This window comes from Brachybacterium sp. P6-10-X1 (assembly GCF_001969445.1).
Classification (GTDB): Bacteria; Actinomycetota; Actinomycetes; order Actinomycetales; family Dermabacteraceae; genus Brachybacterium.
Genome location: NZ_CP017297.1, coordinates 2,312,996 through 2,325,683, shown reverse-complemented (window position 1 = coordinate 2,325,683; position 12,688 = coordinate 2,312,996). Strand labels below are relative to the sequence as shown.

Here is a 12,688-nt window from a genome sequence, read left to right as displayed (position 1 = left end):
CTCCACGGTGAACCTGTTACTTCACCGCCGCGGTGGTTCCGGACTGTCCCAGATGCTCGCGTACTCCCTGGAGACCAAGGGCCAGACCACGTCGAGTCCGTCCGCGACCGAGTTCACGCGAGCGGCGAGTTCGCCGTTGAGCACGAACTCATGAGAGATCGGCCGGCCCGACTCGTCCTTCCTGTCGTCGGGGTCATCGAAGCGAAGCGCTGTCCTGTCGCCGATGCGCCTGCAGGTCTGCGGATTGTCGTCCAGCCCGGTGAACGCCTTGTCGTACTCGAGAAGAGCGTCGGAGAAGCCTCCATCTCTCAGGAACCGGAACCCCCAGTGCAGACCCCGGCACGCCCAGATGAAACTCATTTCTGGCTCCGGACGAGGATCCCGTCGTCCTCACCCTTCTCCAGGTCCAGGAGGAATCCGGTCATGGCTGCCGTCAGCACTTGGTTCTCCGCTTCAGCCTCAGCGTGAGCGGCGGCGAGCTTCTCGCCGGCGAGATCCGCCACCTTGGTCAACTGGCCACCCGCGATGATGGGTGCCGCAACGCCTGCGACGAGACCGAAGGGTCCCGGAAGCTTGACCTTCTTGAAGAGCCTTGCGAGGGGCGCCAAGACCGCTAGTGAAGCAATCACCTTGTCTGCGTTGCCCAGCAGAGCGGCCGCGACCTTGGCGGAGACCTCCTTCTTCTGCGCCCAGCGGATGTGACGTTGGAAAGGAAGCATCGACGCGAGGGGAAGGATGAGGTTCACGCCGATGCGATCGCTCACATCGATCACCCCGGGCTTGAACTTCGCAGAGGAGAGCACGACGAAGTCTTCCCCCACGGACAGTGCGGTGTCGCTGTCGACCATCAGGGAGATCGTTCGGCGCAGTTCTCCCATGTGGGCTCCCGCGTTCTCGATGAGGAGCGCGCTGAAGTCGTGGGCAGTCAGATGAGGCAGAAGATCCGCCTTGGACAACGCGATCGCCCAGATCCTCGGGAAATTGATCAGCGGCTTCCCGTCGTCCAGTAGGTCATCACGCAGATTGAGCAGGCCCGTGTTGAAGGTCGCGAAAAGAGCTTGCAGGTAGCGCTCTTCTTGTCCGGCGTTGTCTAACAGTTTCTGGCCGTCGACCAGCAGGAGCGCGACGTCGGAGGACAGCAGGGATCGGAACGTCTCGATCCGGCGGCGCGCCTCTTCGGGGCCGCTGGGGTCCTGTTCGAACCACTCCCCGGGATAGTCGTGCCACACGACGCGCAGCGCATCGAGCGGAGTCTTCTTCTGCGTCGCGACGCCAGAGCCCTTCTTCACCTTCACCGAGAACGAGTACGGGACGGCCTTGAAGCGATTGGCCCGGGGGAGTTCCGCTGAGTTGCGCATCTTGAAGTAATTCTGGAGGAGCTGGTGCCCCTGGCCGGTGTCATCGGCGACGACATTGAAACCGTTGTTCTTGATGAACTTGGGATCCTGGGTCGCTCCGTAAAACGACGAGAGAAGCACGGTCTTTCCGCTCCCGGACTCGCCGAACACAGCGATGTGCTGCTCCAGCTCATTCTTCTTTGGCATGGCCGAAGCATACGGGAGATGACAGACGACCGATGCCTGACGCCCCCGAACGCCGCTGCAGAGCTCAGCTCAGAACTGGTGCCCGCGGACCTACCGTCCGGCAGATTCCCGCATCAGCTTTGTATATCGGTCCTCCACGGGCGCAGGGTGGGGAGCATGAGGGTGCCCCGCCTGGCGCCCGCCCGTTGCAGAACCTCCAGCGGACGCCCGGTCGGGATGCACCGCGAGCGCGCAGAGCGCAGCGCTCGGGAAGGAGGAACGATGAAGGGCATCGTCCGGAAGGCCGACATCACCCTCGACCTCGCCCAGTCCGTGCTCGAGGCGGGACTGCGCCACGCGAGGGACTCGGACCTGCTGATGAACATCGCCGTCGTCGACGCGGGCAGCAACCTCACGACCTTCGCCCGCATGGATGGCGCATGGCTGGGCAGCATCGACATCGCGATCACGAAGGCCCGCACCGCCCGGTACTTTGACATGGAGACCGCGCAGCTGAGCCCCATGGCCCAGCCCGGCGCCCCGCTGCACCACATCGAGTTCTCCAACGGCGGGCTGATCACCTTCCCCGGCGGCATCCCGCTGCAGCTCGAGGACGGCGCCGTGGCCGGTGCCATCGGGGTCAGCGGCGGCAGCGTCGAGGAGGACCAGGCCGTCGCAGAGGCCGGGACCCGCGCGTTCCAGGAGGCGATCGCCGGCTGAGAGCTCGGGCCCGCCCACCGTCATGACTCACCGCCCGGAACAAGGAGGAACACCATGCGAGCCGTCGTCTACGAAGGCCCCTACGAGGTCACCGTCAAGGACGTCGAGGACCCGACGATCCAGGATCCCACCGACGTCATCGTCCGCATCACCACCACCGCCATCTGTGGCTCCGACCTGCACATGTACGAAGGGCGCACCGCCGCGGAGGCGGGCATCACCTTCGGTCACGAGAACATGGGCATCGTCGAGGAGGTCGGCCCCGGCGTCGCCACGGTGACCAAGGGCGACCGCGTGGTGCTGCCCTTCAACGTCGCCTGCGGGTTCTGCAAGAACTGCCGCGCCGGCAAGAGCGCGTTCTGCCTCACCGTGAACCCGCCCGGGGCCGGCGGCGCCTACGGCTACGTCGGCATGGGCCGCTACATGGGTGGCCAGGCCGAGTACCTGCGCGTCCCCTTCGCCGACTACAACTGCGTGCCCCTGCCGGAGGGCGAGGAGCACGAGTCCGACTTCGCGCTGCTGGCCGACATCTTCCCCACCGGCTACCACGGCGTGGAGCTCTCGGGCATGCGCCCCGGAGAGAGTGTCGCCGTCTATGGTGCCGGGCCCGTCGGCCTGATGGCCGCGTACTCGGCGCTGCTGCGCGGCGCCAGCCGCGTCTTCGTCGTCGACCACATCGGCCACCGCCTGGACATCGCGAAGGACATCGGCGCCGAGCCGATCAACTTCGATGACGGCGACCCGGCCGAGCAGATCACCGACGCCCTGGGCGGCGAGGGCACCGACCGCGGTGTCGACGCCGTCGGCTACCAGGCGACGGCCAAGGGCGGCGAGGAGCAGCCCGCGATCGTGCTCAACCAGCTCGTCGACACCGTCCGACACACCGGAGGCATCGGCGTGATCGGCCTGTACCTCCCCTCGGACCCGGGTGCCCCCAACGAGCACGCCGCCAAGGGGGAGCTGCTGTACCGGATCGGTCGGTTCTTCGAGAAGGGCCAGACCATGGGCACCGGGCAGGCCGATGCGAAGCGGTACGCCCACCAGCTGCGCGACATGATCACCGAGGGTCGGGCGACGCCCAGCTTCGTCGTGTCCCAGAACCTGCCGCTGTCCCAGGCGCCCGATGCCTACGACCGCTTCGACAAGCGCGAGAAGGGGTACTCGAAGGTGCTGCTACACCCGGGCATGGACTGAGCCGCGGGACAGGTCAGGTACCGCGCTGGGTACCCGGGCCGGGACGGAACGGCAGGTCTCGCCCGGTGTCGACGAGGAGACGGGCCCGCCGGGGCGCTGGCTCGAGCTCAGGCCCCGGCGCGCAGACGTCCCTCCTGCTCGCCGACGCACCGGCGTTCGGGGGCGGCCCGGCGAGGGCGTCTTCCGCACGTTCCATGCCGACGACGTCGCCGCGACCCGCGACGAACTGCGCGCACGCGGTGCCACGACCTCCGACGTGATCCGGGCGCCCTGGGGGACGTATGCGACCGTCGACGTCCACGACGGCCATACCCTGCAGTGCACCGAGCGGCCGCGCTCGTGATGGTCGGCTGGGTCGGACAGCTCCGGGCGCATCAGACCTGTGCGGTTGCGAGCCCGAGGGTGCGCTGCAGGAAGTCATTCCGGAACACGCGGTGCGGGTCCTGCTCCTCGGCGAGCTCCTGGAATTCCCGGAGGCGTGGATAGCGGGCCCGCACCTGCTCGCCGGGGAGAGTGAACCACTTCCCCCAGTGCGGCCGAGGGTCGTACGGGGCGAGCGCGTCCTCGATGACCGGCAGCACGGCGAGCACCGCATCGGCATCGTTCCGCCAGGTGAGGTGGATGCCCAGGGAGTCCCGGCCGTACGCGGGGCTGAGCCACAGCTCGTCGGCCGCGACCGAGCGCAGCTCGGAGACCAGCACCAGATCGGCGAAACGGTCCGCGATCGCCTGCAGTGCGCGCAGGGCTTCCGGGGCGCGGGATCGGTCGACGAAGTACTCGGTCTGGATCTCGTCACCGCGGCTCGGGCTCGCATCGGGCCGGAAGTGGGGGAGACGCTGCCACCACGGCCCCGGCACTCCGCCCTGCACCGTCTGGTTCGGGGTCTGCCCCTCCGGCGGCTCCCCGCCGGCCGTGCGCGCCCAGCGGGCGCCCCAGCGGGACGGATCCAGAGCCGGATCCCAGGCGTCGGTGCGCGACTTCAGCCAGACCTTCCCGGCGATCTCCGGATCGTGCCAGGAAGGCATCACCGAGACGCTGTAGGCGCAGGACAGGATCTCCTCGAGATTCTCGATCAGCGAGGACCAGGGCAGGTCGAACCAGACGTCCTGGCGCACCTCGAAGTCCGGGACCAGATCGAGCGTCACGGCGGTGACGATGCCGAGCGCGCCGAGGGCGAGCACCCGGCCGCCGAAATCGGTGCAGTTCTCGCGCGTCCAGTGCTGCAGTTCGCCGTCCGCGGTCACCACCTCGACCCCGGCCACGGCCGAGGAGAGGCTGCGGTGGCTCACCCCGGAGCCATGGGTGCCGGTGGCGCAGGCCCCGGCCACCGAGATGTGCGGCAGCGAGCCCATGTTCCCCAGCGCCCAGTCGGTCTCGCCGAGCCGTGAGGCGACCTGGCCGTAGGTGCTTCCGCCGGAGACGGTGACCGTGCCCGCGGCCTCATCGAGCTGGAAGCGCTCCGGCAGCGACTGCACATTCACGAGCGTGCCTGCGGTGTCGGCGATGTCGTGGAAAGAGTGCCGAGTGCCCAGAGCGCGTACGTGCGGCGAGGCCGCGACGACCTCCTGCACCTGCTCGACGGTGCGCGGGGCGCTCAGACCTCGCGCTGCGAACGTGTAGCAGCCCGACCACGTCGATCCGACCTCGCTCATCGGTAGCCTCTCCTGATCCGTCGTCGCCATCATGTCGCTCATGCCTGCACGCCCTCTCCGTCGGGAGCGGTGAGCCTCCCGCGGGCCGGCGCCGTCTCCGCGAGGTCGGTGCGGAAGGTCTCGCCGGCCCGCCAGATGCACAGCGCGCTGATCACGCAGGCGAGCAAGAGATAGGCGCCGGCCGGCCACCAGGATCCCGCCAGTGCGGTCAGGAAGACAGCGATGGCCGGCGTGGGGCCGCCGCCGATCAGGGCAGAGCCCTGGTAGACGATGCCGAGGCCGGTATAGCGCACGCGGGTGCCGAACAGCTCCGCGAACAGGGCGCTCTGGATGCTGAACATCAGGCCGGTGCCGATGGCGTGGACCACGACGATGATCGCCCAGGTGGACAGGGCATTGCCCAGCGAGATGATCGGGAAGTACAGCAGACCGCCGCCGACCGCGCAGACCGCGACGCCCGTGAGATAGACCGGCCGCCGTCCGACCCGGTCGGAGACACTCCCGGCCAGCGGCAGCACGAACAGCTGGACCGCGGAGGAGATCACGAACCCGGCGAGGATCAGATCGCTGGTCATGCCCAGGGTCGAGGTCACCCAGGAGATCGCGAACACGTTGATGATGTTGAAGGTGACGGCGTCGGTCATGCGCGCCCCGATGCCCAGCAGCACGGCACGGGGCTGCTCGCGGAGCAGCGCGAGCAGGGGCGCGGAGCGTTCCTCGGTGGCGTCCTTCTCGAAGGCGGCGGTCTCCGGCAGGTGGCGGCGGATGTAGAAGCCGAGCGCGAGGAACGGTCCGCTGAGGAGGAAGGGGATGCGCCAGCCCCAGCTGAGCAGCTGATCATCGGGCAGCTGCTCGACCAGGGCGAAGATCCCGCTGGAGGCGAGCAGTGCCGCCGGTGTGCCCAGCTGGTGGAAGCTGCCGGCCAGGCCGCGCTTGGCCCGTGGGGCGTTCTCCAGCGCCAGCAGCGAGCCGCCGCCGTACTCGCCGCCGATCCCGATGCCCTGGATCAGGCGCAGCAGCACCAGCAGGATCGCACCCAGGCCGCCGGCCACGGCGTAGGAGGGCAGCAGTCCCATGAGGAAGGTGCCGCCGCCGATGAGGAACACGGTGATCAGCAGCACCGGCTTCCGGCCGATCCTGTCCCCGAAATGGCCGAAGATGATGGCACCGAGCGGGCGGGTCAGGAACGCGACGGCGAAGGTGGCGAAGGACTGCAGCAGGGCGACGGTGGGGGAGGCCTCGGGGAAGAAGACCTGCGGGAGGATCAGCGCGGCGGCGGTGCCGTAGATCCAGAAGTCGTACCACTCCAGGAAGGCGCCGGTGAAAGCCGCGAAGGTGGCGCGGCGCGAGGTCGCCGCGGTGGGATCTGATCCCGGTGCGCGGGAAGGGGCGGACGTCATCGTCGACCTGCTTTCGTCTCGGGCGCCGTCACGCTGCGTGACGGCCGTCGCGCCGCCTGTGGCGACCGCGACCCCAGGGACGCTAGAAGTGCCAAATTTTTCCGTCAATGTTTCGACAGAAAACACCTGGATCCGACTCCCCGCGCGCCCTCGGGGCCGGCACGCCCGGCGTCGTCACCGCCCGTACGCCCGCGCCGGGATCTGCGTGGCGAGCTTCCCGCCGGAGACGTCCAGGAGAGCTCCCGTGATGTAGGATGCCTCGTCGCTGGCCAGGAAGATCAGCAGGTTCGCGACGTCGTCGGGCGTCTCCCAGCGGCGCAGGGAGAGCGTGTCCAGCAGGCGGTCCTGCGCCTCTTGGGGCATCTCGGCGAAGCCGTTCATCACCGTGGGCACCATGCCCGGGGCGTAGGCGTTCACGGTGATGTCCCAGGGCCCGAGCTCGGAGGCGAGCACGCGGGTCAGCTGCACGACCGCGGACTTCGAGGCCGCGTAGGCGGCGCTTGCCACGCTCGGCACGATCGCGGCGAACGACGCGGCATTGATGATCCGGCCGCCGCCTGCGGCCTGCATCACCGGGGCGACGGCCTGGCTCATGAGGAACACGCCGCCCACGTTCACGTCGAAGCATGCCTTCCAGCGACTCCACTCGATCTCGGACACCGGGCCCTCGACGTTGATGCCGGCGTTGTTGACCAGCACGTCGATGGTGCCGTGGCGTCGGGCGACCTCGTCGACCGCTGCCTGGACCGAGTCAGGATCGGCGACGTTGCAGACGACCTGCTCGACACCGCCGTCCTCGCCCGCGTCGGCATCAGGGAACGCGAGATCGAACGCCACGACCCGTGCCCCTTCGGCCGCGAAGCGCTGCGCGATCACCGCTCCGATGCCGCGCGCGGCACCGGTCACCACGACCACCTTGTTCCTCAGGTCCAGCTCCATCGCGTCGTCCTCTCCTGCGGCGCCGTCGGCCGCCATGGCTCGTCGGCGTGCCCGCTCGACACGCCGGAAAAAGCATACTATTGGGGTGCACAATAAAGCATACTATTGCGGACGGGGCGGTCGGGCTCGCGGAGAAGAGTGCCGCCGGCCGCGCCGCGAACGCGGTGACCGGACGACGAAGGAGACCTCATGACGGGTACGACGAAGCGCACGCTGTGGATCACCGGAGGCGGCACCGGCATGGGGCGCGCCGTGGCTCTCGTCGCAGCCGGACTCGGCTGGTCCGTCGCCGTCAGCGGGCGCCGGCGCGACGCGCTCGAAGCCGTCGTCGCCGAGATCGCCGCCGAGGGCGGCGAGGCGATCGCCGTGCCGCTGGACGTGCGCAACCGCCGCGCGGTGGCCGACGCGGTCCGGGACGTCGTGGCGACCTTCGGAAGCCTGGACGGTCTCGTGCTCGCCGCCGGGCAGAACGCCCCCCAGCGGCGGTGGGACGACCAGGAGCTCGACGAGTTCGACAGCATCGTCAGCACGAACCTCACGGCGGTCGCGACCACCGTCGACGCCGCTCTGCCCCACCTGAGGGATGGCGGCGGGACGGTCGTGGCCATCTCCTCCTACGCCGGATGGAGCTTCCAGCCGGGCGCCGGCGTCGCCTACTCGGCGAGCAAGACCGCCGTCTCCTCCCTCGTGCGCACTCTGAACCAGCAGGAGGCGCGGCACGGCGTGCGCGCCTGCCACCTGTGCCCCGGTGATGTCGCCACGGACTTCCTCGAGCAGCGGCCCCAGGTGCCCGACGCCGCCGCCCGCGAGGTCATGCTCAGCCCCGAGGACATCGGACGCGCCGTGGGCTTCGTGATCATGTCCCCGGCGCACGTCCGGGTCGACGAGCTCGTGATCTCGCCCGTCTCCCAGGCATGACCGCAGCGCTCCCGGGCACCGGCGCGGGGACGAGCGCCTTCTCCCGCGCCCTCGACCACCTGGGACGAGCGATCGTCGACGGCGAGCTGCCCACGGACCACACCGACACCATCGAGGGGCTCGTCGAGCGCACCGGCGCCTCCCGCAGCGTGGTGCGCGAGGCGAGCCGGGTGCTCGGAGCCCTGGGCATGCTCAGCGCCGGGCGGCGCGTGGGCCTGCGGGTCCTCGCGCCCGAGCACTGGGACGTGCTGGACCCCCTGGTCATCCGGTGGCGCCTGGGCGGCCCGGGCGCCCGGACCCAGATCGACGAGCTGCGGGCCCTGCGCCACGCGATCGAGCCGGCCGCCGCTGCCGCCGCGGCAGAGAACGTCCGGCGGGACGCGGTGGACGCCCCGCGCGACCCAGAGGACGACCGGGAAGGCGAGGAGCATGGCCTGGGCGGCGAGGTGTCGACGCGGTCGCTGTCCGTCGCGGTCGCGGCGCTGCGCAGCGCCGCCGACGAGCCCGAGACCGCCGCCTATCTCCAGGCGGACCGGGCTCTGCACGCCGCCGTGCTCGACCTGTCCGCCAACACCATGTTCGCCAGGCTCCGCGCCGTCATCGACGAGGGTCTGCGGGAGCGAGCGCAGCGGGAGCGGGTCGACCTCCTGCCCCATCCCTACGATCTGACCCTCCACGTGCGCGTGGCCGAGGCCATCCTCGCAGGAGATGCCGGCACCGCGGCGTCGGTGATGCGCGAGATCGTCGAGCGGACCACGCCGGCGCCGTCCTGATCAGGAATCGAGCAGGGCTTCCGCGAGGGGCTCGTCAACGATGAGGACGTCGATGAGGCCTCCTCGGACCGCCGCTCGCACGGCGTCGGCGCGATGAGCCCCGGCGCAGGCCCCGATCACGTTGGGGATCGCGCGGAGTTGGTCGAGGGTGAGGCCTACGATCAGCTCTCCGACCCCCACGTCGATCGGATCGCCGGAAGCGTCGATGACCCGTCCGGAGATGACCGCGCTCGCCCCAGCCTCCGCCGTGCTCGTCACGAGGTCCCTGGGCAGCAGCGGAAGGATCGAGGATCCCTCGCGGGTCCAGGTGCCGATGCCCACCACAGCGTGGTCCACGCGGTCCGCGCGCGCCATCACCCCTGCGATCTCGGGCGCCCGCAGGAGGGCGGTGGCGATATCTCCCGAGGGGGCCACCAGCGGGGCGTAGATCGGGTGTGCGGTCCCCTCGGCGATTCGCGCGACCTGCCGGATCACCTCGACCGAACCGACGCGGTCCCCCGGGAACGTCAGGGCCCCGGCCAGCTGCACGACGTCGCAGGGCGCCAGCTGCTGGAGCTTCTCGGGCAGCGTCTCGACGATGCGGGACCAGACGATCCCCAGTGCCTGACCGGGTCGGACGGTCTCGGAGAGGTAGTCGGCCAGCCCTTGCGCCACGGCATCGATCCCCGGGAACGGAGGGACTCCCCGGCCTCGGGGGATCACTATCGCCCGGCGCAGGTCGAGGGTCTCCTCGACCCGCGTGGCGAGGCCGCGGCCGGTGGGCTCCGTGTCCTCGACGCGAATGGTCACGATGCCTGACTCACGCGCTTCGGTGAGCACGCGTGCCACCTGCCATCTGCTCAGGCCGGTCTCCCGCGCTATGTCGACCTTCGAGCGGTCGTGCAGATAGTAAGCCCGGGCCACCTCGAGGACGAGGGGCCTGTCGATCGCCTCAGTTCGTCGTCTCGCGTCCACCACACCGTCACTATTGCACATCTGAGCGTTCCAGAAGCTCACTCTTGCGCGACAAGATGTGACGTCCTACACTCACATGAACATTCGAGCGGTATGGCTAATGCTCAAATGTGCATCACAGTCCAGGGTTCAGAGAGGCACCATGTCCGAAGTACGTCCGAACATCGTCTTCATCATCACCGACCAGCAGCGCTTCGACACGATCGCCGCTCTCGGCCACGAGCATGCGATCACCCCGAATCTCGACCGGTTGGTCCATGCGGGGACGGCGTTCACCCGCACGTACGTCACGTCCCCCTCGTGCGCCCCGTCCCGGGCGAGCCTCTTCACGGGCATGTACCCGCACACCACCGGGGTGCTGAAGAACAACGATCCGTGGAGCCATTCGTGGGTCGAGAAGCTCGCCGACACCGGGTACCGCTGCGTGAACGTCGGCAAGATGCACACCTACCCGTACACCACGAGCGTCGGCTTTCATGAACGCCATGTGGTGGAGAACAAGGACCGGTCGAACCCGACTCTGCCCTTCTTCCTCGATGAGTGGGACAAAGCCTTCCGCGCTCGGGGCCTCGTCAAGCCCGACAGAGCCACGAAGTACCGCGCCATGGAGGACTACGGCGAGCGGCTCGGTGCCTTCGAATGGGATGCCCCCGATGATCTCCACGTGGACAACTTCGTCGGAGGCCTGGCCACACACTGGCTCGATGTGTACCCGGGTGAGGAGCCGTTCTTCCTGCAGGTCGGCTTCCCCGGCCCGCATCCGCCGTACGACCCGACTTCGTCGGCTCTTGCGCAGTACGACGATACGACGATGCCGGTCCCGTACGACTCGGCGGAGGACCGGGCGAGCCAGCCCTTCGCCGTCAAGGACCTGATCCGGGACAATCTCGAGGTCGACCACGACGGCATCGTGCACCTCGAGCATCCCACCGCCGAGCAGGTCTCCCGCCAGCGTCGCCACTACATGGCCAACGTGACGATGATCGACGAGCAGATCGGCGGCATTGTCGACGCGCTCGAGCGGCGGGGGGTGCTCGAGGAGACCGTCATCATCTTCACCTCCGATCACGGGGACTGCCTCAATGACCACGGGCACATCCAGAAGTGGTCGATGTACGAACCGAGTGCGCGCGTGCCCGCCGTGATCGCCGGCCCAGGAGTGGCGGCCGACCGTCAACTCGACGGACTCACCTCCCTGTTCGACCTGGGTCCGACGATCCTCGAACTCGCCGGGATCACCCCGCCGGCGTGGATGGAGGCGAGGTCGCTCGTGCCCGCGCTGCGCGGCGAGGAGTACGCGGGTCGGGAGTTCGTCTTCTCCGAGCACGCGCGGGACATGGTCCTGCAGAAGACCGAGCTCATGACGATGGTGCGCGACGAGCGCTTCAAGCTCGTCGAATTCATCGACCACGAGGACGGCCAGCTCTTCGACCTTCGAGCGGACCCGAACGAGTTGGACAACCTCTGGGACGATCCGTCGTCCCGTGGCCGGCGGGAACACCTGTCCAGGGCGATCTCCCGATGGAGGGCGCAGAGCGAACTCCACACGGCCGACTGGTCAGCCTCCTTCCGGTGACACGGTCGGACCCTGCCTGCACGGACGACACCTCAGCGACATAGGAGTAGCGACATGCGCATCAACTCATCTCGAAGCTTGGCCTTTCTGGCCGCCGCCGTGATGGCCGCAGGAGCCGTCTCCGGCTGCGAGGCCGGTGGCGCCGGCAGCCAGGAGGGCGCTGCCTGCGACACGATCTCGCTGGTCGTGCCGTATGCACCCGGAGGGAGCTCGGACACCGTCGGTCGGGCTCTCGCCGATGCCGTGAGCAAGAACGAGGGCACCCGCGTCGAGGTCACGAACCCCACCGGTGCGAACGGCACGGTCGCGGCGACCGAGCTGGCCACGCAGCGGCCCGACCCCTGCCAGGTGATCTACCTTCCCAACGGCCCGTTCGCATCCATGCCGTACTTCCAGGACGTCCAGTTCGAGCCTGCCGACTTCCGGGGTATTGCTGCGGTGAACGAGGAACCGATCCTCCTGGTGGTCAATGCCGAGAGCTCGTGGCAGAGCGTCGACGATCTGCGCGAAGCGGCAGATCATCGGTTCACGTACGCCAACTCGGGGACGGGCAGCTACACGCAGCTCGCGATGGCGCAGACCTTCGCCGATCTGCATCAGGAGGCGGAAGGGATTCCGTTCGACGGTTCCGCCCCTGCGATCACCGCGCTTCTCGGCGACCAGGTGGATGCCGTCGCGGTCCACCCGGGCGAGGCGATGCAGTACCTCGAGTCCGGTGACCTCAGGGCGCTCGCCGTCTTCGGCCCGGAGCGGCTGGAGTCGCTGCCCGAGGTCCCGACCGCTGCGGAGCAGGACGTCGACGTCGAACGCTCCGTGTGGAAGGCGATCTACGCGAATGCCGAGATCCCTGACGACGCGGCAGCCGAACTGCAGGATTCCTTTGAGGAGGCTCGGGCCTCGGATTCCGTCGTCTCCACCCTCTCGACCCTGTACTCGGAGCCGTCCGAGGTCCCCGCCGATGAGCTGGTCGGGAAGCTCGAGGCCGAGTACGAGAAGAATGCTACGACCTTCGCCGAGCTCGGGATCATCGATGGGTGAG

General features: G+C 68.8%; 12 protein-coding genes. 6 read left to right on the top strand and 6 right to left on the bottom strand.

From position 1 onward, the window contains the following. Positions 1–21: 21 nt before the first annotated feature. The gene (locus BH708_RS10590; RefSeq protein WP_076808543.1) at positions 22–360 is read right to left on the bottom strand and encodes a hypothetical protein; all 339 of its coding nucleotides are present in this window, start codon (positions 358–360) and stop codon (positions 22–24) included. Continuing rightward, positions 357–1,544 (bottom strand): ATP/GTP-binding protein, encoded by a 1,188-nt coding sequence (locus BH708_RS10585; RefSeq protein WP_076808541.1) that lies wholly within the window; start codon positions 1,542–1,544, stop codon positions 357–359. Before BH708_RS10585 ends, BH708_RS10590 begins: the two co-directional genes overlap by 4 nt. 261 nt (positions 1,545–1,805) lie before the next feature. On the opposite strand from BH708_RS10585, the gene BH708_RS10580 reads away from it, so the two are divergent. After that, a complete protein-coding gene (locus BH708_RS10580) occupies positions 1,806–2,243 on the top strand; it encodes a heme-binding protein (RefSeq protein WP_076808539.1) in 438 nt (145 codons plus the stop codon). 54 nt (positions 2,244–2,297) lie between these two features. Beyond that, positions 2,298–3,437, top strand: coding sequence for a glutathione-independent formaldehyde dehydrogenase (locus BH708_RS10575; RefSeq protein WP_076808537.1), 1,140 nt, complete (start codon positions 2,298–2,300; stop codon positions 3,435–3,437). Between the two features lie 374 nt (positions 3,438–3,811). Here the strand turns inward: BH708_RS10575 and BH708_RS10565 are convergent, their stop codons facing one another. From BH708_RS10565 to BH708_RS10555, 3 genes are all read right to left on the bottom strand, one after another. Next, positions 3,812–5,089, bottom strand: a complete 1,278-nt coding sequence (locus tag BH708_RS10565; protein ID WP_076808536.1) for a D-arabinono-1,4-lactone oxidase — start codon at positions 5,087–5,089, stop codon at positions 3,812–3,814. A 38-nt stretch (positions 5,090–5,127) separates the two neighbouring features. Beyond that, positions 5,128–6,489, bottom strand: coding sequence for an MFS transporter (locus tag BH708_RS10560; RefSeq protein WP_076808534.1), 1,362 nt, complete (start codon positions 6,487–6,489; stop codon positions 5,128–5,130). 174 nt (positions 6,490–6,663) lie between these two features. Beyond that, positions 6,664–7,464: an SDR family NAD(P)-dependent oxidoreductase gene (locus BH708_RS10555; RefSeq protein WP_371329766.1), complete on the bottom strand. Its 801-nt coding sequence runs from the start codon at positions 7,462–7,464 to the stop codon at positions 6,664–6,666. Between the two features lie 153 nt (positions 7,465–7,617). On the opposite strand from BH708_RS10555, the gene BH708_RS10550 reads away from it, so the two are divergent. Both BH708_RS10550 and BH708_RS10545 read left to right on the top strand, forming a co-directional pair. After that, complete coding sequence (locus tag BH708_RS10550; protein WP_076808532.1) at positions 7,618–8,346, top strand: SDR family oxidoreductase; 729 nt, start codon at positions 7,618–7,620, stop codon at positions 8,344–8,346. Continuing rightward, on the top strand, positions 8,343–9,119 hold the full coding sequence (locus BH708_RS10545; RefSeq protein WP_076808530.1) for a FadR/GntR family transcriptional regulator: 777 nt from the start codon (positions 8,343–8,345) through the stop codon (positions 9,117–9,119). The genes BH708_RS10550 and BH708_RS10545 overlap by 4 nt, the downstream gene beginning before the upstream one ends. Here the strand turns inward: BH708_RS10545 and BH708_RS10540 are convergent, their stop codons facing one another. Continuing rightward, complete coding sequence (locus BH708_RS10540; protein ID WP_157235865.1) at positions 9,120–10,115, bottom strand: sugar-binding transcriptional regulator; 996 nt, start codon at positions 10,113–10,115, stop codon at positions 9,120–9,122. A gap of 100 nt (positions 10,116–10,215) precedes the next feature. Between BH708_RS10540 and BH708_RS10535 the strand changes: the two genes are divergently transcribed. Together BH708_RS10535 and BH708_RS10530 are read left to right on the top strand one after the other, a co-directional pair. Further along, positions 10,216–11,649: a sulfatase gene (locus BH708_RS10535; protein WP_076808526.1), complete on the top strand. Its 1,434-nt coding sequence runs from the start codon at positions 10,216–10,218 to the stop codon at positions 11,647–11,649. A 54-nt stretch (positions 11,650–11,703) separates the two neighbouring features. Further along, complete coding sequence (locus BH708_RS10530; RefSeq protein ID WP_076808525.1) at positions 11,704–12,687, top strand: tripartite tricarboxylate transporter substrate binding protein; 984 nt, start codon at positions 11,704–11,706, stop codon at positions 12,685–12,687. Position 12,688 lies beyond the last annotated feature (1 nt).

Excerpts from the sequence above, each read along its gene's own strand:
- BH708_RS10590 (WP_076808543.1), bottom strand. The coding sequence starts at position 360 with ATGAGTTTCATCTGGGCGTGCCGGGGTCTGCACTGGGGGTTCCGGTTC.
- BH708_RS10585 (WP_076808541.1), bottom strand. The coding sequence starts at position 1,544 with ATGCCAAAGAAGAATGAGCTGGAGCAGCACATCGCTGTGTTCGGCGAG.
- BH708_RS10580 (WP_076808539.1), top strand. The coding sequence starts at position 1,806 with ATGAAGGGCATCGTCCGGAAGGCCGACATCACCCTCGACCTCGCCCAG.
- BH708_RS10575 (WP_076808537.1), top strand. The coding sequence starts at position 2,298 with ATGCGAGCCGTCGTCTACGAAGGCCCCTACGAGGTCACCGTCAAGGAC.
- BH708_RS10565 (WP_076808536.1), bottom strand. The coding sequence starts at position 5,089 with ATGAGCGAGGTCGGATCGACGTGGTCGGGCTGCTACACGTTCGCAGCG.
- BH708_RS10560 (WP_076808534.1), bottom strand. The coding sequence starts at position 6,489 with ATGACGTCCGCCCCTTCCCGCGCACCGGGATCAGATCCCACCGCGGCG.
- BH708_RS10555 (WP_371329766.1), bottom strand. The coding sequence starts at position 7,464 with ATGGCGGCCGACGGCGCCGCAGGAGAGGACGACGCGATGGAGCTGGAC.
- BH708_RS10550 (WP_076808532.1), top strand. The coding sequence starts at position 7,618 with ATGACGGGTACGACGAAGCGCACGCTGTGGATCACCGGAGGCGGCACC.
- BH708_RS10545 (WP_076808530.1), top strand. The coding sequence starts at position 8,343 with ATGACCGCAGCGCTCCCGGGCACCGGCGCGGGGACGAGCGCCTTCTCC.
- BH708_RS10535 (WP_076808526.1), top strand. The coding sequence starts at position 10,216 with ATGTCCGAAGTACGTCCGAACATCGTCTTCATCATCACCGACCAGCAG.
- BH708_RS10530 (WP_076808525.1), top strand. The coding sequence starts at position 11,704 with ATGCGCATCAACTCATCTCGAAGCTTGGCCTTTCTGGCCGCCGCCGTG.